The organism is Microbacterium paludicola (assembly GCF_015235415.1).
GTDB lineage: Bacteria > Actinomycetota > Actinomycetes > Actinomycetales > Microbacteriaceae > Microbacterium > Microbacterium paludicola.
The window spans coordinates 99823-120161 of the sequence record NZ_JADGLL010000004.1 but is presented as its reverse complement, the minus strand read 5'-3'; the positions used below and the strand labels follow the sequence as shown (position 1 = coordinate 120161).

Sequence of the window (20339 nt, the reverse complement as noted above, 5' to 3'; positions counted from 1 at the left end):
TCAGCGCCCGGGGAGGTCGTCGTCGCCGGCGGCCTGCTCGGCCTGATCGGCCGCGGCCTGCGCCTGCTCCGCGGCCTCCTCGGCGCGCTCGTTCGCCTCGGACGCAAGCTCCATGGCCTCCACTGCCTGGGCGGCGGCCGCCTGCGCCTGCTCGGCGCCGGCCTGAGCCTGCGCGATCATCTCGGAGGAGATGACCGGGATCGCCGACGTCTCGAGCGCGACGCGGCGGCGGTAGATCCTGCGCTGCTCCGGAAGCGAGACGTCGAAGATCACGGCGAGCAGGCGGATGACGGTGGTCACGACGACGCCTGCGACCGCCGCGGGAACGATGTCGAGGCCGGCCTGGAAGCCGACGGCGAGCACCGTGCATCCTGCCGCCGCCGCGACGGCATAGAGCGACCCGACGTGCATGATCGCGATCGGCAGCCCCATCGCGACGTCGCGCGCCACGCCACCTCCCACCGCGGCGAGCGCGCCGATGAAGATCGCCGGCACCAGCGGGATGCCGAAGGCGAGCGCCTTGCTCGTGCCGAAGGCGCCGAACAGGCCGATCAGGACGGCGTCGAGGGCGACGATCACCTTGTTCAGGCGGTCGAACAGCCCCGCCAGGAGCATGCCCGTGAGGGACGCGATGATCGCGGTCAGGATGTACCAGTTCGACTGCAGGGTCGCGGGGGTCACCCCGAGCAGGATGTCGCGGATGAGGCCTCCGCCCATCCCGACGATGATCCCGATCAGCGCCACGCCGAGGAGATCGAGGCGGCGCTCGCCCTGGAAGCCCGACGCGAACATCGCGCCCTGGACGCCGCCGAAGGCCACGGCGACGAGATCGGCCCACAGGGGCAGCACGAAGGTCGGGTCGGTCACCCCTCCATGGTGTCACCGGCCGGCCGAACGCCCGCTCGACGCGGTGCGCGGGCGCGTCGCCGGGGAGGCTTGCCTCGATCCGTCGCTCCGAAACGGAAGTTCGGGGCAAGGGCGCGCGAGCCTTGCGTCACACCATCACTCCGACGCGGAGGTTCGCGGCGCGTCCCCGTGGTGCCGCTTCGATCCGGCAACTTGGGGACACGGTGGGCGTCGTGTCCCCGTGGTGCCGCTTCGATCCGGCAACTTGGGGACACAGCTCTCGGCGTGTCCCCGTTGTGCCGGTTCATACCGACAGGACGGGGACACCGGCGCCCGCCCGCGGGGCAGCGGCCGGATGTCAGGGGCCCGGCGGATAATGGATCCGTGCCCACCTACCGAGACGAAGCGGTCGTGCTGCGCACGCACAAGCTCGGCGAAGCCGACCGCATCGTCACGATGCTCAGCCGGCGTCACGGCAAGGTGCGCGCGGTGGCGAAGGGCGTGCGTCGCACGTCGTCGCGCTTCGGCTCGCGGCTCGAGCCGTTCATGGTCGCCGACGTGCAGCTGTACGCCGGCCGCAGCCTCGACATCGTGCAGCAGGCCGAGTCGCTCGGCGCCTACGGGGCCGACATCGCCGCCGACTACGACAGGTACACCGCCGCGAGCGCCATGGTCGAGTCGGCGGATCGGCTGACGCACCACGAGCCGGTGCCCAACCAGTACTACCTGCTCGTGGGGGCGCTGCGGTCGCTGTCCCGCGGCGAGCACGCGCCGCGGCACACGCTCGACTCGTACCTGCTGCGCTCGCTCTCGCTCGCCGGGTGGGCGCCCGCCCTCGACGACTGCGCGCGGTGCGGCGCCGCCGGACCGCACGACCAGTTCCTCGCCCAGCTCGGCGGTGTGGTCTGCACCGCCTGCGCCCCGCCCGGCACCCCCCATGTGAGCGCGACCGTGCTGGGTCTGTTGCGCGCCCTTCTCGGGGGAGACTGGGAGACGGTCGATGCGGCATCCGCTCGCGACGCGTCCCAGGCATCCGGTCTCGTCTCGGCCTACGTGCAGTGGACGATGGAACGCGGGCTGCGCGCGCTGTCCCACACCTCACCCAGTCAGGGAGCCCGATGACGCCCAAGCCCTACACGCACCGCGACGCGGTGCCGTACCGCCCGATCGACTGGACGGGGCTGCAGGCGCCCGACTACGGCAAGGACGCTCCCGAGCATGTCGCGATCGTCATGGACGGCAACGGCCGCTGGGCGAACCGGCGCGGGCTGTCGCGCATCGAGGGCCACAAGGCGGGGGAGGAGGTGCTGCTCGACGTGGTCGCGGGGGCGATCCAGGCGGGCGTGAAGCACCTCTCCGTCTATGCGTTCTCGACCGAGAACTGGCGGCGATCTCCCGACGAGGTGCGCTTCCTGATGGGCTACAACCGCGATGTCCTGCACCGCCGGCGCGACCAGCTCAACGAGTGGGATGTGCGCATCCGGTGGGCGGGCCGCACCCCGCGCCTGTGGGGATCGGTGATCAAGGAGCTGAAGTACGCCGAGCAGCTGACGGCGGGCAACGGCGGCCTGACTCTGACCATGTGCATCAACTACGGCGGGCGCAACGAGATCGTCGACGCGATGCGCGCCCTGGCAGAGGAGGTCGCCGCCGGAAGGCTGAAGCCCTCGGGGATCACCGAGAAGGCGCTGCGGCGGCACTTCTACGTTCCGGACATGCCGGATGTCGACCTGTTCGTGCGCTCGAGCGGCGAGCAGCGCACGTCGAACTTCCTGCTCTGGCAGGCCGCCTACGCCGAGATGGTGTTCCTCGACACGCTGTGGCCCGACTTCAACCGCACCGACCTCTGGCACGCGATCGATCTGTACCTCGGACGCGAGCGGCGGTTCGGCGCGGCGATCGATGCGCCGACCGGCGCATGACGGATCCGGAATACGTCCGTGGCCCGCGGGGTTGGAGACTGACGTGACCGACGCGCAGACCTCCCCGGCCCCCATCCGCATCGACGTCTGGAGCGACATCGCCTGCCCGTGGTGCTACATCGGCAAGCGGAACCTCGAGAACGGCCTCGCCGCGGCGGCGCAGGACGAGGATGCCCCGCAGGTCGAGATCACGTACCACTCGTTCGAGCTCTCGCCCGACACCCCGGTCGACTTCGACGGTTCCAGCGCCGACTTCCTCGCCAAGCACAAGGGCATCACGCGCGAGCAGGCGCAGGAGATGAACGATCGCGTCGCGCAGATCGCCAAGGACCAGGCGGGCCTTCAGTACCGCTTCGACCTGCAGCAGCACACAAACACGGTCAAGGCGCACGAGCTCGTTCACTTCGCGAAGACGCAGGGCAAGCAGCTCGAGATGAAGGAGCGCCTGCTGTCGGCGTACTTCGTCGAGGGCCGGCACGTCGGCCGGATCGACGAGCTCGTCGAGCTGGCGGGCTCCGTCGGCCTCGACGAGGCCGCCGCGCGCGACGCGCTCGAGAACGACGAGTTCCTCCCCGCCGTCCGTCAGGACCAGGCGCAGGCACAGGCCTACGGCATCAACGGCGTGCCGTTCTTCGTGATCGACGGCAAGTACGGCGTCAGCGGCGCGCAGCCCGCCGACGCGTTCACCCAGGTGGTGCGGCAGGTCTGGGCCGAGCACCGCGGCGAAGACGCCTGAGGCGGGCTCAGCGCTCCAGCGCCGCCTCGATGGCGGCGACGATCTCGGGATCATCCGGCTTTTGCGGCGGCCGGAACCGGGCGACCGAGCCGTCGGTGCGCACGAGGAACTTCTCGAAGTTCCAGGCGACGCGGCCGGCCTTGCCGTGCGCATCCGGCGTCTTCTTCAGCGCCTTGTAGAGCGGGTGCGCGTTCGGCCCGTTGACCTTGACCTTGTCGCCGATCGGGAAGCTGACGCCCCAGGTCGTGGCGCAGTAGTCGAGGATCTGCTCGATCGATCCCGGCTCCTGGCCCATGAACTGGTTGCACGGCAGCCCGACGACGGTCAGCCCACGCTCGCCGTAGGTGCGCTGCAGCTGCTCGAGCTGCTCGTACTGCGGCGTGAGACCGCACTTCGAGGCGACATTGACCAGCAGCACCGGGCCGGGGAACTCGGCGAGCGTGCGCTCCGTGCCATCGGCTCCGGCGAAGGGGATGTCGCGCACAGGGGGCAGATCGGGGGCAGCCATACCCACAGGCTACGACCATCGGCTCCCACCCAAGGCGAGTCTGTGAGAATGGATCCGTGACCTCCGTGCTGACCCGCCGCCGCGCCCTGCGCATCGGCCCGATCGACCTCGACGTGCCGGTCGTCCTCGCCCCGATGGCGGGGATCACCAACACCGCGTTCCGCCGGCTCTGCCGCGAATACGGCGCCGGTCTGTACGTCAGCGAGATGATCACGACGCGCGCACTCGTCGAGCGCAACGAGGCGACGATGCGCCTCATCCGCCACCACGAGTCGGAGACCCCGCGCTCGATCCAGCTGTACGGCGTCGATCCCGTCGTGACCGCGGAGGCGGCGCGCATCATCGCCGAGGAGGACCGGGCCGACCACATCGACCTGAACTTCGGCTGCCCCGTGCCCAAGGTGACCCGCAAGGGCGGTGGATCCGCGCTCCCCTGGAAGCTCGGTCTGTTCCGCGACATCGTCGAGGGCGCCGTCAAGGCCGCGGGAGACGTCCCCGTCACGGTGAAGATGCGCAAGGGAATCGACGCCGATCACCTCACCTACCTCGACGCCGGGCGGATCGCGGAGGACGCCGGTGCCGCAGCCGTCGCGCTGCACGCCCGCACCGCCGCCGAGTTCTACTCGGGAACGGCCGACTGGTCGGCGATCACCAAGCTCAAGGAGACCGTCACGAGCATCCCGGTGCTCGGCAACGGCGACATCTGGAGCGCGGCCGACGCGGTCAGGATGATGGACGAGACCGGATGCGACGGGGTCGTCGTGGGCCGCGGCTGCCTCGGTCGCCCGTGGCTGTTCGGCGAGCTCGCCACGGCCTTCGGCGCGGAAGCGCCCGTTGTCGATGCGAACCTCGGGTTCGTGGCGCAGGCGTTCCGCCGCCACGCCGAGCTGCTCGCCGAGTTCTTCGAGGACGAGGATCGCGGCTGCCGCGACATCCGCAAGCACGTCGCCTGGTACTTCAAGGGCTACCCGGTCGGCGGCGACCTGCGCGCCAGCCTCGCGACCGCGTCGAGCCTCGCCGAGATCGACGACCTCCTCGCCCAGCTCGACCACGACGCGCCGTACCCCGGCGCCGCGGCGGAGGGCCAGCGCGGGCGCGCCGGCTCGCCGAAGCGGCCGGTGCTGCCGCAGGGCTGGCTCGATTCGCGCGACATCGCCGAGGACGCGAGCTGCGAACTCCAGGGAGCGGAGCTTGACACCAGTGGCGGCTGAGCTCCGGCGCCCGGATGGGTACGGCGACGGCGACGCCGAGCGCTTCTTCGCCGAGCACCACCGGTCTGAGCGCGACGACTTCGCCCGCGACCGCGCGCGCGTGCTGCACTCCGCGGGTCTTCGTCGCCTCGCCGCCAAGACGCAGGTGCTGAGCCCGGCGAGCACCGCCGACTTCGCCCGCAACCGCCTGACGCATTCGCTCGAGGTCGCGCAGATCGGACGGGAGCTGGCGATCTCGCTGGGCGTGTCCGCCGACGTCGTCGACACCGCGTGCCTCAGCCACGACCTCGGGCACCCGCCGTTCGGCCATAACGGCGAGCGGGCGCTCAACGAGTGGGCCGATCACATCGGCGGCTTCGAGGGGAACGCGCAGTCGCTGCGCATCCTGACCCGCCTCGAGGCGAAGGTGCTCGACGAGAACGAGCACTCGGTCGGCCTCAACCTCACGCGGGCCTCGCTCGATGCGACGTGCAAGTACCCGTGGACCGTGGACAACCCCGTGCCGGATCCGGGCGGGCGGCTCAAGTTCGGCGTGTATCCGGAGGACGAGGCGGTGTTCCACTGGATGCGCGACGGCGCGCCCGGTCGCCTGCGCTGCATCGAGGCCGAGGTCATGGACCTCTCCGACGACATCGCGTACTCCGTGCACGACTTCGAGGACGCGGTCGTCAACGGCTACATCGACCTGGAGGCGCTCGCGGATCCGGTGCAGCATCATCCGCTGATCGGCAAGATCCAGCAGTGGGTCGGCTACGACTACAGCCGCGAGGAGCTGGCGGACGGGCTCTATCGCCTGACGCGCCAGCCGATGTGGCTGAAGTCGTTCGACCGCTCGCGGCAGGACCTCGCGCGTCTGAAGAACCTCACGAGCGACCTCATCGGGCGCTTCGCACGCGCCGCGGTCACGGCGACGCGCGAGGCCTACGCCGGGTCGTCGCTCGCCCGGTACAACGCGCACGTGGTCGTGCCGCGTGTCGTGGATGTCGAGATCGCCGTTCTCAAGGGCATCATGGGCTCGTCCATCGTGACGATCGAGGCGCGCAAGGGCGTCTACAAGGAGCAGCGGCGGGTGCTCAAGCGCCTCGCCGATGCCCTGTGGTCGACGGACGCGCTGTGGTCGGCTGGGGCGGATGTGCTCGAGCCGGCGTTCGCCGCCGACTTCCGGGCGGCGCAGAACGACGCCGAGCGGGCACGCGTGGTGGTCGACCAGGTCGCGAGCCTCACGGACCAGACGGCGATCGACTGGCACAACCGCCTTGTCGGGGAGATCGACCCCGCCGAGGTCGGCATCTGGACTCCCCGCCACGCGCGTCCCGGCGCCCGGACGCGCTCTGCGGCGACGCCGCAGACGGTGGACGTCGGGGTGGGCTGATGCCCCGCATCCGTCAGGCCGACGTCGAAGAGGTCAAAGCGCGGACGAACATCGCCGACATCGTGGGCGAGCGCGTCGCGCTTCGGTCGGCCGGAGTGGGCTCGCTCAAGGGACTGTGCCCCTTCCACGACGAGAAGAGCCCGAGCTTCCACGTGCGACCGCAGGTCGGCTACTACCACTGCTTCGGCTGCGGCGAGTCGGGCGACGTCTACACGTTCCTGCGCGAGATGGACCACGTCACCTTCACCGAGGCCGTCGAGCGCCTCGCGGGGCGCATCGGCTACACGCTTCACTACGAGGACGGCGGCCCGGCGCCCGAGACGAGCGGCCGATCGCGGCTGTTCGCGGCGAACTCCGCGGCCGCCGAGTTCTTCCGCGCGCAGCTCGTCAGCGCCGAGGCGGAGCCCGCGCGGCGGTTCCTGGGGGAGCGCGGTTTCGACGCCGGCGCGGCGGCGCACTTCGGCGTCGGCTACGCGCCCAAGGGCTGGGACGCGATGCTCAAGGCCCTCACCGCTCAGGGCTTCACGCGCGACGAGCTCACCACCGCGGGCCTCGTCTCGACCAACCAGCGCGGCGGCGTGTACGACCGCTTCCGGGGCCGGCTGGTCTGGCCCATCCGCGACGTCACCGGTCAGACCATCGGCTTCGGCGCGCGCAAGCTCTACGACGACGACCAGGGCCCCAAGTACCTGAACACGCCCGAGACGCCGATCTACAAGAAGGCTCAGGTGCTCTACGGCCTCGACCTCGCCAAGCGCGACATCTCGCGCGGCGACCCCAAGCGCGTCGTGGTGGTCGAGGGCTACACCGACGTGATGGCCTGTCACCTCGCGGGGGTGACGACCGCGATCGCGACCTGCGGCACGGCCTTCGGATCGGAGCACGTCACGGTGCTGCGGCGCGTGATGGGTGACGATTCCGCGTCCGGCGAGGTGGTGTTCACCTTCGACGGCGACGAGGCGGGCCAGAAGGCCGCGATCCGCGCATTCGCCGAGGACGGGCGCTTCAACGCCCAGACCTACGTCGCCGTCGCCCCCGACGGCCTCGATCCGTGCGACCTCAGGCTGCAGCGGGGAGATGGCGCGGTCCGCGGCCTGCTCGACCACCGGGTGCCGATGTTCGAGTTCGTGATCGACCGCCGCATCGGGGGGTTCGACCTCCGCAGCGTGGAGGGCCGCATCGGCGCGCTTCGCTCCGCCGCGCCCATCGTCGCCGCGATCCGCGACAGGATGGTGCGCGCCGGCTACGAGCGCGTCCTCGCGCGGAAGCTCGGCATGGAGCCGCGCGATGTGCACGGCGCGGTCGAGCAGGCCGCGCGCCGCGCGTCGTCCGACGGCGCCCCGTCCCGCTCGGACGGCCGCTCGGATTCGCGCCCCGAGCCGCGTCCGATGCCGGGATCGGAGCCGGCGGTGCAGGCCCCGCTCGAGCGCGTGACGCTCGCGTCGCTGCCGCGTTCGACCGACGTCGCCCTCGAGCGCGACGCGCTCACGGGCATCCTGCTCTACGGCCACCGCATCGACCCGGACCTGCTCGCCCGCGCGGTGAGCATCCCGTTCCGCACGCAGGCGCTGGAGGCGGTGCGCGCCAGCGTGGCCACCGCGGCCGACCGCACGCGACCCGGATGGGCGATGAGCGCGATCGAGGCCGTGCGCGAGCCCTACCGGCAGCTCGCCGGCGAGCTGCTCGCGCGCGACTTCCCGGCCCGGGATGACGAGCACGCGATCGCGTCGGTGAAGGACATCTGCCGCCGCCTCATCCTGCGGGCGCTCGACAGCGAGAAGTCGGAGCTGCTCGGCGCGGTGCAGCGTGCGGCGCCGACGTCGGAGGAGGGACGGACGCTGCGCATGAGGCTCCGCGATCTCGACAACGAGCGCCGCGCCCTCATCGACGTCGAGTGAGTCGGCTGGCCCGCGGTGTTCGCAGCGGGCAGGATGGGCTCATGTTCCGCGTCCCGGATGATCCCGTCAACGCCGTCGTCTGCGACGACCTGAGCGTGAGCCGGTGGGGTCACGGCCCCGAGACCCGCGCGGTCGACGGGGCGACGTTCACCGTCAAGGCCGGGGAGATCCTGGTCGTCTCCGGCCCGACCGGGTCGGGGAAGTCGAGCCTGCTCGGCGTGCTCGCGGGGCAGAGCGACGACACGCTCGGCATCGCCGGGGGCGAAGCGCGGGTGTGCGGCATCTCCGTGCGGCGCCGGGGGAGGGATCGCCGGGTGCTCACCTTCCGGGTCGGCTACGTCCCGCAGGGGGCAGGTGCGACGCTTCCCGCGCGCCTCACGGTCGGGGAGACGATCGCCGAGCCGATCACGTCACGCGACCGCCGCGTCAACAGCCGCGCGGTCGCCGTCCGGGTCGCGGCACTGCTGGATGAGATGCACCTGCCGCTGGGCACCGCCGACCGCTTCCCGTTCGAGCTCAGCGCCGGGATGCGCCAGCGCGTGGCGTTCGCTCGCTCGCTGATCCTGGATCCGCGCATCCTGATCGCCGACGAGCCGCTCGCCAACATCGACCTCGAGGTGCGTCACGTCATCTACGACGCGATCGTGCGCCGCCGGCGCGACTCGGGCATGGCGGCGCTCATCGCGAGCAACGACGAGGCGTTCGCGCGCGAGCTCGGCGCCGCGCGCCTGCACCTGCACGGAGGCCACGTCGTCGCCCAGTCGGCGGACGGCCAGGTGCTGTGGACACCCGACACGCCAGGGCGCACGCCCGTGTCGTGAGCACCCGTTCGGCTTTGCTAAGATTGTGGGGTTGCCCCGCGAGGGGCAGAGGAATGATCCTCGGTAGCTCAATTGGCAGAGCAGCCGGCTGTTAACCGGCAGGTTCTTGGTTCGAGTCCAAGCCGGGGAGCCAACAGGGCCCGTCGAAAGACGGGCCCTTTCCCTTTGGTGCGCGCGGAGGGGCACCCTGTCGGTACACCCCTCATCAGAGGGTCCCTCGCGCGTCGGCACCGGGCGAGGCTGGATCGCATGACCGCTCCGCACCCGCACGCCCCCGCCGTCAGCCGGTCCCTGCCGGCGCTGCTGCTGATCCTCACGGTGTTCGGTCCGATCTCGATGGACCTGTACCTGCCGGCGCTGCCCGCGCTCACCGCGGAGATGGATGCGGCCACGTCCGTCGCCCAGCTGACGGTCACCGCGTGTCTGATCGGGCTCGCGGTCGGACAGCTGATCGCGGGCGCGCTGTCCGACCGATACGGACGACGGGGGATCCTTCTGATCGGCATCGTCGGCTACATCGTGACCTCGGCGCTGTGCGCGCTGAGCCCGAGCATCGAGTCGCTCATCCTCGTCCGCCTCGTGCAGGGGCTCGCGGGCGGCGTGGGCATCGTGATCGCCACCGCCGCCGGTCGCGACGTCTTCAGCGGCAGGGCGTTGATCCGCTTCTACGGGAGCCTGACCGTCGTGGGCGGGCTCGCGGCGATCGTCGGCCCCCTCCTCGGCGGGCTGCTCAACACCTTCACCAACTGGCGGGGCCTGTTCGTGTTCCTCGCGCTGATCGGCGTTGCGATCCTCGTCCTCGTCCTCATCGCCTTCGGCGAGACGCTGCCGGCCCAGCGTCGAGCCCAGGGCGGTTTCGCGAAGACGCTTCGCGATTGGCGAACCCTCCTGAGTGACCGCGGATTCCTCGGCGCAGTGCTGAACCAGGGGTTCCTCTACGCCGCGCTGTTCGCCTATCTGGCCGGATCGACCTTCGTGCTGCAGGACATCTACGGGCTCTCACCGCAGTGGTACGCCGCGGCGTTCGGCCTCAACTCCGCGGGTCACATGATCTTCGGCTATCTCGCCGGCCGCAGCGCCGAGCGGTGGAGCATCCCCGGCACACTCGTTATCGGCGTCGCCGTGACCGGCTCGGGTGCGCTGGGCCTCCTGGCCGCGGGACTGACCCCGGTGCCGCTGTGGGTGGTGATCGTGTCGCTGTTCGCGCTCTCCAGCGGAGTCGCGATCACGGCGCCTCCGGCGACGACCCTCGCGATGTCCGACTATCCGCAGATCGCGGGCACCGCGTCCTCGCTGCTCGGGATGGTGAGGTTCGGGTTCGGCGGCATCGCGGCCCCGTTCGTCGGCGTGGCCGGCGCGCTCAGCATCCTTCCGCTCGGTGTGGTCACCGTCGTCTGCGTCGCTCTCGCCGCCGCAGCCCTGCTCCTGACCCGTGCCCCCTCGACCGACGGTGCGCGGGGCGAGCGGCGCCCTGCCCTTGAGCCCGCATCCACCGCCATCCCCGACAGGAGCTCCTCATGAACATCGAACCCGCAGGCCCCACGATCAAGAACCCGCCCGAGCAGTTCGCCGGTGACGTCTGGGTCGACATGATCGCCACCCCGCACGAGGCCGACCAGCGGATGTCGGTCGCCCTCGTGCGGTTCGCGCCCGGCGCGCGCACCGCCTGGCACTCGCACGCCCGCGGCCAGTACCTCCGCGTCACCCAGGGCATCGCCCGATTCGGAACCCGCGACGGCCGGATCATCGAGCTCCACCCGGGACAGACGCTCTACACGCCACCGGGGGAGGACCACTGGCACGCTGCCGCCGCCGGCACCTTCATGGAGCACATCGCGATGCTCGAGAGCGGCGACGACCCGGCATCCACCACCGTGTGGAAGGAACACGTCACCGACACGGAGTACCAGGGGAACGACGTCGAGGGCGGGGCGGCGGCGGTGCCGCGATGATCCGCCGCATGCCCGTGGCGTTGGCCGCGGTCGGCGGGCGCCTCATGGGCGGCCCTCGGCGTCGACGGCGGCGGGGTGTTCCGCGCTCCACGAGGCAAGCAGGCGCAGCCGCTCGGCCGAGGGGGATCCGGGCTCCGCGGTGTAGATGAGCATCACGTTGCCCGGCTCGGCGGTGAGGGCGAACTCCTCGTACGCGAGGGTGAGCTCGCCGACGACGGGGTGGTGGAAACGCTTCGTGCCGGCACCGTGGGTGCGCACGTTGTGCGCCGCCCACAGCGTGCGGAAGTGGTCGCTGCGCGTGGACAGCTCGCCGACCAGATCCTGCAGTGCCTTGTCATGCGGGTCGCGGCCGGCCTCGGCGCGCATGATCGCCACGCACATCTCGGCGAACTTCTCCCAGTCGGGGTAGAACTCGCGGGCGGCAGGGTCGAGGAACTGGAACCTGGCCAGGTTCGGCGTGCGGCCGCCGTCGCCGATCGCCGGCGAGTAGAACGCACGGCCGAGGTCGTTCACCGCGAGCAGGTTCTGTCGCTGGTCGCGCACGAACGCGATCCCGTCCGTGATCGACGCGAGTGCCCATTGCAGGCTCTGCCGTGGCACGGGTGTCCCGGCGGCACGCCGCCGCGGCCGGCCGCTGGTGGGGACGCCGTCGGCCGCGCGGGCGAGGTCGAACAGGTGCGCGGTCTCGGTCTCGTCGAGCTGAAGCGCGCGGGCGAGGGCGTCGAGCACGGAAGCCGAGGCACCGGCGATCGCGCCGCGCTCGAGCTTGGAGTAGTACTCGACGCTGACCCCGGCGAGGCTCGCGACCTCGCTGCGGCGCAGCCCCTCGACGCGACGGTTGCCGCCGGCCGTGATGCCTGCCGCTTCGGGGGTGATCCGGGCGCGGCGGGTCATCAGGAACTCGCGCACCTCCGCTCGGTTGTCCATAGGACGAGGCTATGCGCGCCCGGCGGATCGAGGGGTTCCCTGTGGGTACACCTCACGGCAGAGTCTCCCGTTCGCCCGCGCCGCGCGCGAGGCTGGATCACGCGGCCCTCCGCCCCGTCCGCTCGCGGCGAGGCGCGGCTGCGGATCTGCGAACCCTGAATGGAAGGACACCATCATGCGTGGAGTCATCATGCACGCCCCCGGCGATGTGCGCGTCGAGGATCGGGACGACCCGACGATCCTCGAGCCCACCGACGCCATCGTCCGGCTCACGGCGTCCTGCATCTGCGGATCCGACCTGTGGCCGTATCGCGGCGCCGAGCCCGTCGACCATGCGCCCATGGGGCACGAGTACGTCGGCGTGGTCACCGAGATCGGTGCGGACGTGAAGAACGTGAAGGTCGGCGACTTCGTCGTGGGCTCGTTCTGGTCGTCGGACAACACCTGCGAGATCTGCCAGGCCGGCTACCAGTCGTACTGCGTGCACCGCACCCTCATGGGGACGCTCGGCACGCAGGCCGAGTTCGCCCGCATCCCGCTCGCCGACGGAACCCTCGTCGCGACGCCCGGCCAGCCCGACGCCGAGCTCATCCCGTCGCTTCTCGCTGCCTCGGACGTCCTCGGCACCGGCTGGTTCGCCGCCGTCGCCGCCGAGGCGGGCCCGGGCAAGACCGTCGCGGTCGTCGGCGACGGCGCGGTCGGGCTGCTCGGCATCCTCGCCGCACGCGAGCTCGGCGCGGAGCGGATCATCGCCATGTCGCGACACGCCGACCGCCAGGCACTCGCCCGCGAGTTCGGAGCGACCGACATCGTCGAGGAGCGCGGCGAGGAGGGCGTGGCGCGCATCAAGGAGCTCACCGGAGGTCTCGGCGCGCACAGCGTGATCGAGGCAGTCGGCACGCAGGAGGCGATGCACCAGGCGATCCGCGCCACCCGCGCGGGCGGTCACGTGGGCTTCGTCGGCGTCTCGCACGACGTGTCGCTCGACGGCCTCGAGCTCTTCGGCGCCGGCATCCACCTGCACGGGGGAGCGGCGCCCGTGCGGCAGTACCTGCCCCAGCTCATCCAGCTGATCTGGGACCGCAGGATCGACCCCGGCAAGGTGTTCGACCTGACGCTCCCGCTGGAGGACGCCGCCGAGGGCTACAAGGCGATGGACGCGCGCCGCGCCACAAAGGTGCTGCTCACCGTCTGAGGGATATCGGATCGGGGCGGCCGGACGTTCTCCGGCCGCCCCGTGACCGGGGCCTGGGCCGAGGCGCACACGGCCGCCGTCGTGACCGACTGGTCGCTGCTGCGACCCGTTCCGGCCGAGGACCAGCCGGGGGAGCGCCGATGAGCCTGCTGCGCACCGGCGCGCGCGGCGCCGAGCTGTTCCGGATGAGCGCCGACCAGGCGACGGTGACCGTTCACGCCCTCGACCCGGACGCGGATGCGGATCTGATCCACGGCTGGGTGACGCAGCCGCGCGCGGCGTTCTGGGGGATGGGCGGGCTCACGCGTGACGAGGTGCGCGACGCCTACGCGTTCGTCGAGACGCTTCCCACTCATCACGCCTACCTCGTGCGCTGGGACGGCACACCCGTCGTGCTGCTTCAGGCGTACGACGCGCAGGACGATCCGGTCGCCGTCGCGTACGACGCGCGGCCCGGGGACGTCGGGTTCCACTTCTTCCTCAGCGCCCGGATCGAGGGCGTCTCGGATGTGTGGGAGCTCCTCGGCCCCGCGCTCGTCTCGTTCCTGCTGTCGGAGCCCGGGGCCCAGCGCCTCATCGCCGAGCCGGACGCGCGCAACCGCGCCGCCGTCGCGCGGGTGCTCGCCATCGGGTTCCAGCGTGGAGAGCGGGTGCGGTTCGATTCCGCCTACGGGCCGAAGGACGCGCAGCTCGTGTTCCTCACCCGTGAGCGCGCGGCCGCTCTTCTCGCCGTCGCCTGACGCCGCGCTCCCCGCGGCCCGGCACCGAAGGGAACCGGCGCTTGCCGTTGACGCCGGCCGCGCCCCCAAGTAGCGTCGCCCGTAGCGTCTGGAAAGCGCATTCCATCCGCGGATGAAACGTTTCGAAGACGAGCGTCCATCATCAGGAGAAGAGGATTCGACGATGAATCTCAGACGACCTTCCTTCCGTGTGCTCGTGGCGGCGGCAGCCGCGGCGGGCCTTGTCGCGACCGGCGGTGCCGCCGTCGCCGCACCGCCGGATCATGCCGGGCCCTTCGGCGGTGAGGCCGTGCCAGAGGGCGTCCCGCAGCTCGAGGCCCTCGACCGCGGGCTCGTCGCGCTCGCCGGAAGCGGGGGAGTGCACCTCAGCTGGCGCCTGCTCGCGTCCGAGGTCACGGGAGCGACCGAGACCGGGATGGCAGGACCCGACTTCGTCGTGTCGCGCGACGGGACGGAGATCGCGACTGTCACCGACACGACCGACTTCCTCGATGGCTCGGGCAGCGCCGCCTCGTCTTACACCGTGACTCCCGTGCTCGACGGGGTCGCGGGAGAGCCGAGTGCGCCCGTCGCGCCGGTTTCCGCGGATCACCTCACGGTGCCGCTCACCAAGCCAGCCGATGGCGTGACCCCGAAGGGCGAGGCATACACGTACTCGGCGAACGACACCAGCGCGGCCGACGTGGACGGCGACGGCGATTACGAGCTCGTCGTGAAGTGGGATCCGTCGAACTCGAAGGACGTCTCGCAGGTCGGCTACACGGGGGAGGTCTTCCTCGACACGTACGAGCTCGACGGCACCCTGTTGAACCGCATCTCGCTCGGCCGCAACATCCGCGCCGGTGCGCACTACTCGCAGCCTCTCGCGTACGACTTCGACGGCGACGGCCGCAGCGAGCTGATGGTGAAGACAGCGCCCGGCACGAAGTCCACGCAGTACGCGGCCGATGGCTCGATCGTCGACGAAGCGTTCGTGACCCTTACCGACGACGACGCCGCATCCGGCGTGACGCACGACGACGACTACCGGATGAGCAACGCCGACTTCCGCGCGCACCTCACAGACCTGTTCCTCGGCTGGCACGAGCGTCCCGAGGTCGTGTCGGGACAGTGGCCCGCGACCCTCGAGGAGGCCTGGGGCGCACCCGTGAGGCACGAGTACCCCCTGTCGCCGCAGAGCGCACACGAGCTGACCGACTACTTCATCGACGTCTACGCACCGAGCCGCAGCGGTAACAACCGCCTGTGGAACTTCGAGGGCTTCATCCTCGAAGGGCCCGAGTACCTCACGGTCTTCGACGGGCTGACCGGCGAAGAGCTCGAGACCGTCGACTACACCCCGCCGCGGGGCGACGACGGCCTCCTGTGGGGCGACTACGCGATGGGCCGGATCGAGCCGGGCAACCGGGTCGACCGCTTCCTCTCGGGAGTCGCGTATCTCGATGGCGAGCGCCCGGCCGCCATCTTCGCCCGGGGCTATTACACACGGTCGACGATCGCCGCCTACGACTGGGACGGCGAGCACATCGCCGAGCGCTGGTTCGTCGACAGCGGGCACGTCCCGCTCACCAACCCGTTCAACGACGGCCCACACGGACGGGACGGAACCGACCCGGAGTTCGGCACCCTGACGACGCAGGGCTTCCACTCCCTGAGCGCCTCGGATGTCGACGGTGACGGAAAGCATGAGGTCGTCTACGGCTCGGCGACGATCGACGACGACGGCTCGCTGCTGTACAGCTCTGTCGCCACGATGCCGCCGCAGAGCGCGCAGCCCGGCGCAACGGCCCGCCTCGGCCACGGCGACGCGATGCACGTCACCGACATCGACCCCGCCCGCCCCGGCCTCGAGATCTTCACGGTGCACGAGGGTGGTTCCTGGGCGCCGTACGGCTACGCGCTGCGCGATGCGGCGACGGGCGAGGTGATCTACGGCGACTACACCGGCCGCGACACCGGGCGCGGCATGATCGGCGACATCGACCCCGCGGTCCCGGGTCTCGAGACCTGGGCGACGCGCCTGCGCGCCGCGGACGGCACCGAACTCGGCGCCGCGACGGGCCTCGGCACGAACCAGTCGATCCGCTGGGCGGGAGACCTCACAACGCAGATCGTCAATGGCTCGGGCGATGCCGCCGTCACCGTGGATGACCGCACCCGCGGGCGGATGCTCACCGCGGCCGGCACGCGCAGCAACAACGGCACGAAGGGCAACGCCGCGCTCGTGGCCGACATCGTCGGCGACTGGCGCGAGGAGCTGGTCGTGCGCACGACGGATTCGTCCGCTCTTCACGTCTACGTGTCAACGGATCCGTCGCAGCACAAGCTGCCCACGCTGATGCAGGACCCGCAGTACCGTGCCGAGGTCGCGCGCCAGCAGACGTCCTACAACCAGCCGTCCTACCCCGGGTGGTATCTGGCCTCCGACACCGACTTCGCTCAGGTGCCGATCCTGACTCTGGAGACGGCTCCGCGCGAACCGCAGCTGCGCGACCGCCCCGGCGCGAAGCACGATGCCGTGAAGGTGTTCGCCAGCCCGGGCGTCGCCTGGTACGTGAACGGCGAGCGGGTCACCGCACCCAACGGCACCGTCGCCGTGACGGGTGAGGTCGAGGTCGTCGCCGTCCCGACGGCTTGGCACCGCTTCCCGGCCGAGGCGCAGACGCGCTGGACGGGCTCGTTCAGCGACTGAGCCGCCGCACGTCCGATCGGGCTCCCTCGACTCGTCGGGGGAGCCCGACGCGCGAGGGGGCCTCCGCGAGTCGACCTCAGTCGGCCGGCTCTTCCCGCCGTCGCCTGGTCATCCGCGTGATCGCGTAGAGCACTGCTCCGAGCGCCAGAAGCGCTCCGCCGAAGAGCCACACGGCGCCGTCCTGCTGGGTGAGCAGCAGGATGCACGACGCGATGCCGAGGACAGGGACGATCGTCCAGACCCGGAAGTGGTCGTGCTCGACGTGGTCGCGCCGCAGCACGAGCACCGACACGTTCGCGCTGAGGAACACGAACAGGAGCAGCAGCACCACGGTCTCGGCGAGCATGGCGAGATCGCCGAGCAGAGTCAGGGCCATCGCCACCGCGGTGGTCGCGATGATCGCCACCCACGGCGTCCTGCGGTTCGGCAGCACGCGCCCGAACACGGACGGCAGCAGGCCGCCGTCGGCCATTCCGTACGCGAGCCGGCTCGCCATGATCATGGTCAGCAGCGCGCCGTTGGCGACCGCGATGAGGGCGATGAGGCTGAACAGCCACGACGGCACGGCGACCCCGGTCGCCTCGACGACGTCGAGAAGCGGGCCGGTCGACCCGCTCAGCTCCTCGGCTGGCAGGGCGATCGCGCTCGCGAGCCCCACGAGGACGTAGACCGCCCCCGCGACCAGCAGCGAGCCGAACAGCGCACGCGGATAGGACCGGCGGGGATCGCGCACCTCCTCGATGACGTTCGCGGAGGTCTCGAATCCCACGAACGAGTAGTACGCGATGATCACGCCGCCGAGCAGCGCGAGTGGCACCGCGGTGTCCGGCGGCGGCTGCAGCACGCGAGACACGTCGCCGCCACCACCCGCGAGGAACACCGCCACGACCACCACCACGATCACGAGCCCGCTGAGCTCGATGGCCGTCATCACGAGATTCGCCGACATCGACTCGCGGATGCCGCGGGCGTTCAGCGCCGCGACGACGGCGAGGAACACGATCGCGACGGGCACCGTGGGGACGTCGAGGAAGGTGCGGAAGTAGTCGCCGGCGAAGGCGAGCGCGAGGCCCGCGGCGCTCACGATGCCCGCCGCGAGCATGCTGAAGCCCACCAGGAACGACACCAGCGGGTTTCGGAACGCCCGTTCCGCGAAGACCGCCGCACCGCCCGCCTTCGGATACTTGGTGACGAGTTCTGCATACGAGCCGGCCGTGAGCAGCGCGAGCGCGAGGGCGATGAGCAGCGGCGCCCAGAGCAGACCGCCGACCTCGCCCGCGAGGACACCCATGAGCGCGTAGATCCCCGCGCCGAGGACATCCCCCAGGATGAACACGAACAGCAGGGGACCGGTGATGCCCCTCCGCAGCCGGGTGTCGTCCGTCGTCTCTGCGCTCACTCCGCCTCCGCTCTCCGCCCGCATCCGGTTCGAGCGCTTTCGTCCATGCTCATCCGCGCGCCCGCCGGGCGCCACGGCTTGACCAGGCGAGGGCCGAATCGATAACGCGCCGGCGCATCCCACGTCATCGGGCCCGGAGTAGCTTGGGAGCGTGCGGCAGGAGCAGCGGGCGGGCGACGCGAGACGGGAGCTGCTCTCCGCGGTCGAATCGCTCCGCTGGGTGCAGGCCCTGCCGCCGCTGGCAAGGCCGGCCGACGCGCGGCACGCCGCCGTGCTCGTGCTCTTCGGAGTGCTCGACTCGGTCGTCCCCGCCGTGCCGGATGCGGCGGTCGCGCGCGAGCTCGACGTCCTCCTGCAGAGGCGCGCCGCGACCCTGCGCTCGCATCCGTCCGAGGTGTCGTTCCCGGGTGGGCGCCGCGAGCCGGGCGACGCGGATGCCGTCGCCACGGCGCTGCGCGAGGCCGAGGAGGAGACCGGGGTCGATCCCCGCGACGTCGAGATCCTCGGCCTGCTTCCCGAGCTGCCGCTCGCGGCCAGCAGCCACCTCGTCACCCCGGTCGTCGCCTGGTGGCGGACGCCCTCGCAGGTGGCGGCCGTGGATCACGCCGAGACGGTGGACGTGCTCCGCGTGCCGGTCGCCGAGCTGCTCGACCCCGCCAGCCGCTTCATGTCGGTCTGGACGTTCCGCGGCCGCGAGCGCGAGGCGCCCGCCTTCGACGTCGGGGGCACGATCGTGTGGGGCTTCACCGCCATCGTGCTCGACCGCCTCTTCGACGCGGCCGGGTGGACGGTGCCCTGGGACACCGACCGCACCCGACCCGTCGAGGAGTTCTTCCCGCGGCCCGCGCGCGGCGGGGAGTGAGCACTCCCAGCGCGGCTCAGCGCGCGGCGCCCTTGAGCGACCCCTCCACCGGCTTGGCGGCGCCGCCGTCGCCGGGCTCGTAGATCACGCACTGCACGAGGCGGTCCTTCACGTTCGGGTCGTTCCAGCCGCCCTCCAAGGGCGCGAGGAAGACATACTCGAGCACCGAGTCCTCGTACGCCTTCCCGACGAAGCCCGCGAACGCCTCGTAGCAGCCCTCATCGGCCGCCGTGTCGATCGCCTCCTTGCCGGGCCACTCGCCGTCCGGCAGCGAGAACTCGTGGAAGATCTCCTCGGTGTGCGGCTCCGCGCAGGGGACCACCGCGGCGGAGGAGAGCTCTCCGCTGTCATCGAGATTGAGGCAGTCGCCCACCTCCAGCTGGAAGACGTCGACGTCACCACCCTCCGTGACCTGACCCGTCTCCTCGTCGCGGTCGGGCCCGCCGCCGAAGACCTGGTCGATCACGGCGCACCCGCCGAGGGTCGAGGCGAGGGCGAGTGCGCCGATCGCGGCGGCCACGCGGACGGGGCGGATGCGGATCATTGCGCCTCTCCTGTCGATCATGCGAGGCGGTGCACCGCCTCAGCGCTCACAGTAATCCCCGGCGGGGCGACGGGCGAGCCTCCGCGACGGGCAGAGCTGACCGGTATGCGCGTCAGCCCTCGAGATCGTCGATCCCGGGCATCCAGCTCGCGCCCGGACGTCCCCAGCCGCGCTTGCGGGCGATCTTCTGGACGAGCTTCGCGTCCGATCCGCCGAGCCGGTCGACGTAGAGGACACCGTCGAGGTGATCGAACTCGTGCTGCAGGATGCGCGCGCGCCACCCGTCGACGTCGATGCGCACCGGTGCGCCGTCCAGGTCGAGGCCGGTCACCAGGACGCGCTCCGAGCGCCGCAGCGGGAAGCGCTCGCCCGGGAAGGACAGGCAGCCCTCCGACTCCTCGTCCTCATCCGGCTCGCCGGGGACGGTCGGCGTCATCCAGAGCTCAGGGTTCAGGATGACCCCGCGCCACGGCTCACCCTCGTCGTCCTCGTACGAGTACGTGAAGATGCGCAGCGGAACCCCCACCTGCGGGGCGGCGAGGCCGACGCCGGGGGCGGCGTCCATCGTCTCGAACATGTCCGCGACCAGTGTGCGGATCTCGTCCGTGATCTCGTCGACATCGGCGGCGGGTGCGTGGAGAACGGGGTCGCCCATGATTCGGATCGGGAGCACGGCCATGTCTCCAGCGTAGTCGGGCCCCCGCCGGGTACCCT

Annotated in this window: 19 protein-coding genes and 1 tRNA gene; 14 read left to right on the top strand and 6 right to left on the bottom strand. The window is 71.2% G+C overall.

Annotation, left to right across the window (positions count from 1 at the left end):
• Positions 1 to 867, bottom strand: coding sequence for a trimeric intracellular cation channel family protein (locus IR155_RS03500; RefSeq protein WP_194210286.1), 867 nt, complete (start codon positions 865 to 867; stop codon positions 1 to 3).
• A 363-nt stretch (positions 868 to 1230) separates the two neighbouring features.
• On the opposite strand from IR155_RS03500, the gene recO reads away from it, so the two are divergent.
• The 3 genes from recO to IR155_RS03485 are packed head-to-tail and all read left to right on the top strand — an operon-like array spanning position 1231 to position 3504.
• Positions 1231 to 1968, top strand: coding sequence for a DNA repair protein RecO (recO, locus tag IR155_RS03495; RefSeq protein WP_135113230.1), 738 nt, complete (start codon positions 1231 to 1233; stop codon positions 1966 to 1968).
• Entirely contained in the window at positions 1965 to 2768 is an 804-nt protein-coding gene (locus IR155_RS03490) for an isoprenyl transferase (protein WP_135113228.1), read from the top strand. The genes recO and IR155_RS03490 overlap by 4 nt, the downstream gene beginning before the upstream one ends.
• A gap of 43 nt (positions 2769 to 2811) precedes the next feature.
• Positions 2812 to 3504, top strand: coding sequence for a DsbA family oxidoreductase (locus IR155_RS03485; protein WP_233441087.1), 693 nt, complete (start codon positions 2812 to 2814; stop codon positions 3502 to 3504).
• A gap of 7 nt (positions 3505 to 3511) precedes the next feature.
• Here IR155_RS03485 and IR155_RS03480 read toward each other — a convergent pair whose 3' ends face one another.
• Positions 3512 to 4012 carry a glutathione peroxidase gene (locus IR155_RS03480; RefSeq protein ID WP_135113224.1) on the bottom strand — a complete coding sequence of 167 codons (501 nt, stop codon included), beginning with the start codon at positions 4010 to 4012 and terminating at the stop codon, positions 3512 to 3514.
• 56 nt (positions 4013 to 4068) lie between these two features.
• Between IR155_RS03480 and dusB the strand changes: the two genes are divergently transcribed.
• The 7 genes from dusB (at position 4069) to IR155_RS03445 (ending at position 11266) form a co-directional block, all read left to right on the top strand.
• On the top strand, positions 4069 to 5223 hold the full coding sequence (gene dusB, locus IR155_RS03475; protein WP_233441086.1) for a tRNA dihydrouridine synthase DusB: 1155 nt from the start codon (positions 4069 to 4071) through the stop codon (positions 5221 to 5223).
• The gene (locus tag IR155_RS03470) at positions 5213 to 6595 is read left to right on the top strand and encodes a deoxyguanosinetriphosphate triphosphohydrolase (protein WP_233441085.1); all 1383 of its coding nucleotides are present in this window, start codon (positions 5213 to 5215) and stop codon (positions 6593 to 6595) included. The genes dusB and IR155_RS03470 overlap by 11 nt, the downstream gene beginning before the upstream one ends.
• On the top strand, positions 6595 to 8493 hold the full coding sequence (gene dnaG, locus IR155_RS03465) for a DNA primase (protein WP_135113221.1): 1899 nt from the start codon (positions 6595 to 6597) through the stop codon (positions 8491 to 8493). The genes IR155_RS03470 and dnaG overlap by 1 nt, the downstream gene beginning before the upstream one ends.
• A gap of 41 nt (positions 8494 to 8534) precedes the next feature.
• A complete protein-coding gene (locus IR155_RS03460; RefSeq protein WP_135113219.1) occupies positions 8535 to 9314 on the top strand; it encodes an ATP-binding cassette domain-containing protein in 780 nt (259 codons plus the stop codon).
• A 57-nt stretch (positions 9315 to 9371) separates the two neighbouring features.
• Positions 9372 to 9447: transfer RNA gene (locus tag IR155_RS03455), tRNA-Asn, on the top strand.
• 116 nt (positions 9448 to 9563) lie between these two features.
• Positions 9564 to 10835, top strand: coding sequence for a multidrug effflux MFS transporter (locus IR155_RS03450; RefSeq protein ID WP_135113217.1), 1272 nt, complete (start codon positions 9564 to 9566; stop codon positions 10833 to 10835).
• Positions 10832 to 11266 (top strand): (R)-mandelonitrile lyase, encoded by a 435-nt coding sequence (locus IR155_RS03445; protein ID WP_135113215.1) that lies wholly within the window; start codon positions 10832 to 10834, stop codon positions 11264 to 11266. The genes IR155_RS03450 and IR155_RS03445 overlap by 4 nt, the downstream gene beginning before the upstream one ends.
• Before the next feature lie 42 nt (positions 11267 to 11308).
• Here the strand turns inward: IR155_RS03445 and IR155_RS03440 are convergent, their stop codons facing one another.
• Positions 11309 to 12193 carry a helix-turn-helix transcriptional regulator gene (locus tag IR155_RS03440; protein ID WP_135113213.1) on the bottom strand — a complete coding sequence of 295 codons (885 nt, stop codon included), beginning with the start codon at positions 12191 to 12193 and terminating at the stop codon, positions 11309 to 11311.
• 175 nt (positions 12194 to 12368) lie between these two features.
• Between IR155_RS03440 and IR155_RS03435 the strand changes: the two genes are divergently transcribed.
• The 3 genes from IR155_RS03435 to IR155_RS03425 all read left to right on the top strand — a co-directional run bounded on the left by IR155_RS03435 (position 12369) and on the right by IR155_RS03425 (position 16820).
• Entirely contained in the window at positions 12369 to 13388 is a 1020-nt protein-coding gene (locus IR155_RS03435; protein WP_135113211.1) for a zinc-dependent alcohol dehydrogenase family protein, read from the top strand.
• Positions 13389 to 13528: 140 nt separating this feature from the next.
• On the top strand, positions 13529 to 14128 hold the full coding sequence (locus tag IR155_RS03430) for a GNAT family N-acetyltransferase (protein ID WP_135113209.1): 600 nt from the start codon (positions 13529 to 13531) through the stop codon (positions 14126 to 14128).
• Between the two features lie 163 nt (positions 14129 to 14291).
• Entirely contained in the window at positions 14292 to 16820 is a 2529-nt protein-coding gene (locus IR155_RS03425; RefSeq protein WP_167760695.1) for a rhamnogalacturonan lyase, read from the top strand.
• Positions 16821 to 16896: 76 nt separating this feature from the next.
• On the opposite strand, the gene IR155_RS03420 is transcribed toward IR155_RS03425, so the two are convergent.
• The gene (locus tag IR155_RS03420; RefSeq protein ID WP_233441084.1) at positions 16897 to 18219 is read right to left on the bottom strand and encodes an APC family permease; all 1323 of its coding nucleotides are present in this window, start codon (positions 18217 to 18219) and stop codon (positions 16897 to 16899) included.
• A 151-nt stretch (positions 18220 to 18370) separates the two neighbouring features.
• On the opposite strand from IR155_RS03420, the gene IR155_RS03415 reads away from it, so the two are divergent.
• Positions 18371 to 19081, top strand: a complete 711-nt coding sequence (locus IR155_RS03415) for an NUDIX hydrolase (RefSeq protein ID WP_135113205.1) — start codon at positions 18371 to 18373, stop codon at positions 19079 to 19081.
• Positions 19082 to 19097: 16 nt separating this feature from the next.
• Here the strand turns inward: IR155_RS03415 and IR155_RS03410 are convergent, their stop codons facing one another.
• Both IR155_RS03410 and def read right to left on the bottom strand, forming a co-directional pair.
• Entirely contained in the window at positions 19098 to 19625 is a 528-nt protein-coding gene (locus tag IR155_RS03410) for a septum formation family protein (RefSeq protein WP_135113203.1), read from the bottom strand.
• A 112-nt stretch (positions 19626 to 19737) separates the two neighbouring features.
• Entirely contained in the window at positions 19738 to 20304 is a 567-nt protein-coding gene (gene def / locus IR155_RS03405; protein WP_135113201.1) for a peptide deformylase, read from the bottom strand.
• Positions 20305 to 20339: the final 35 nt, after the last annotated feature.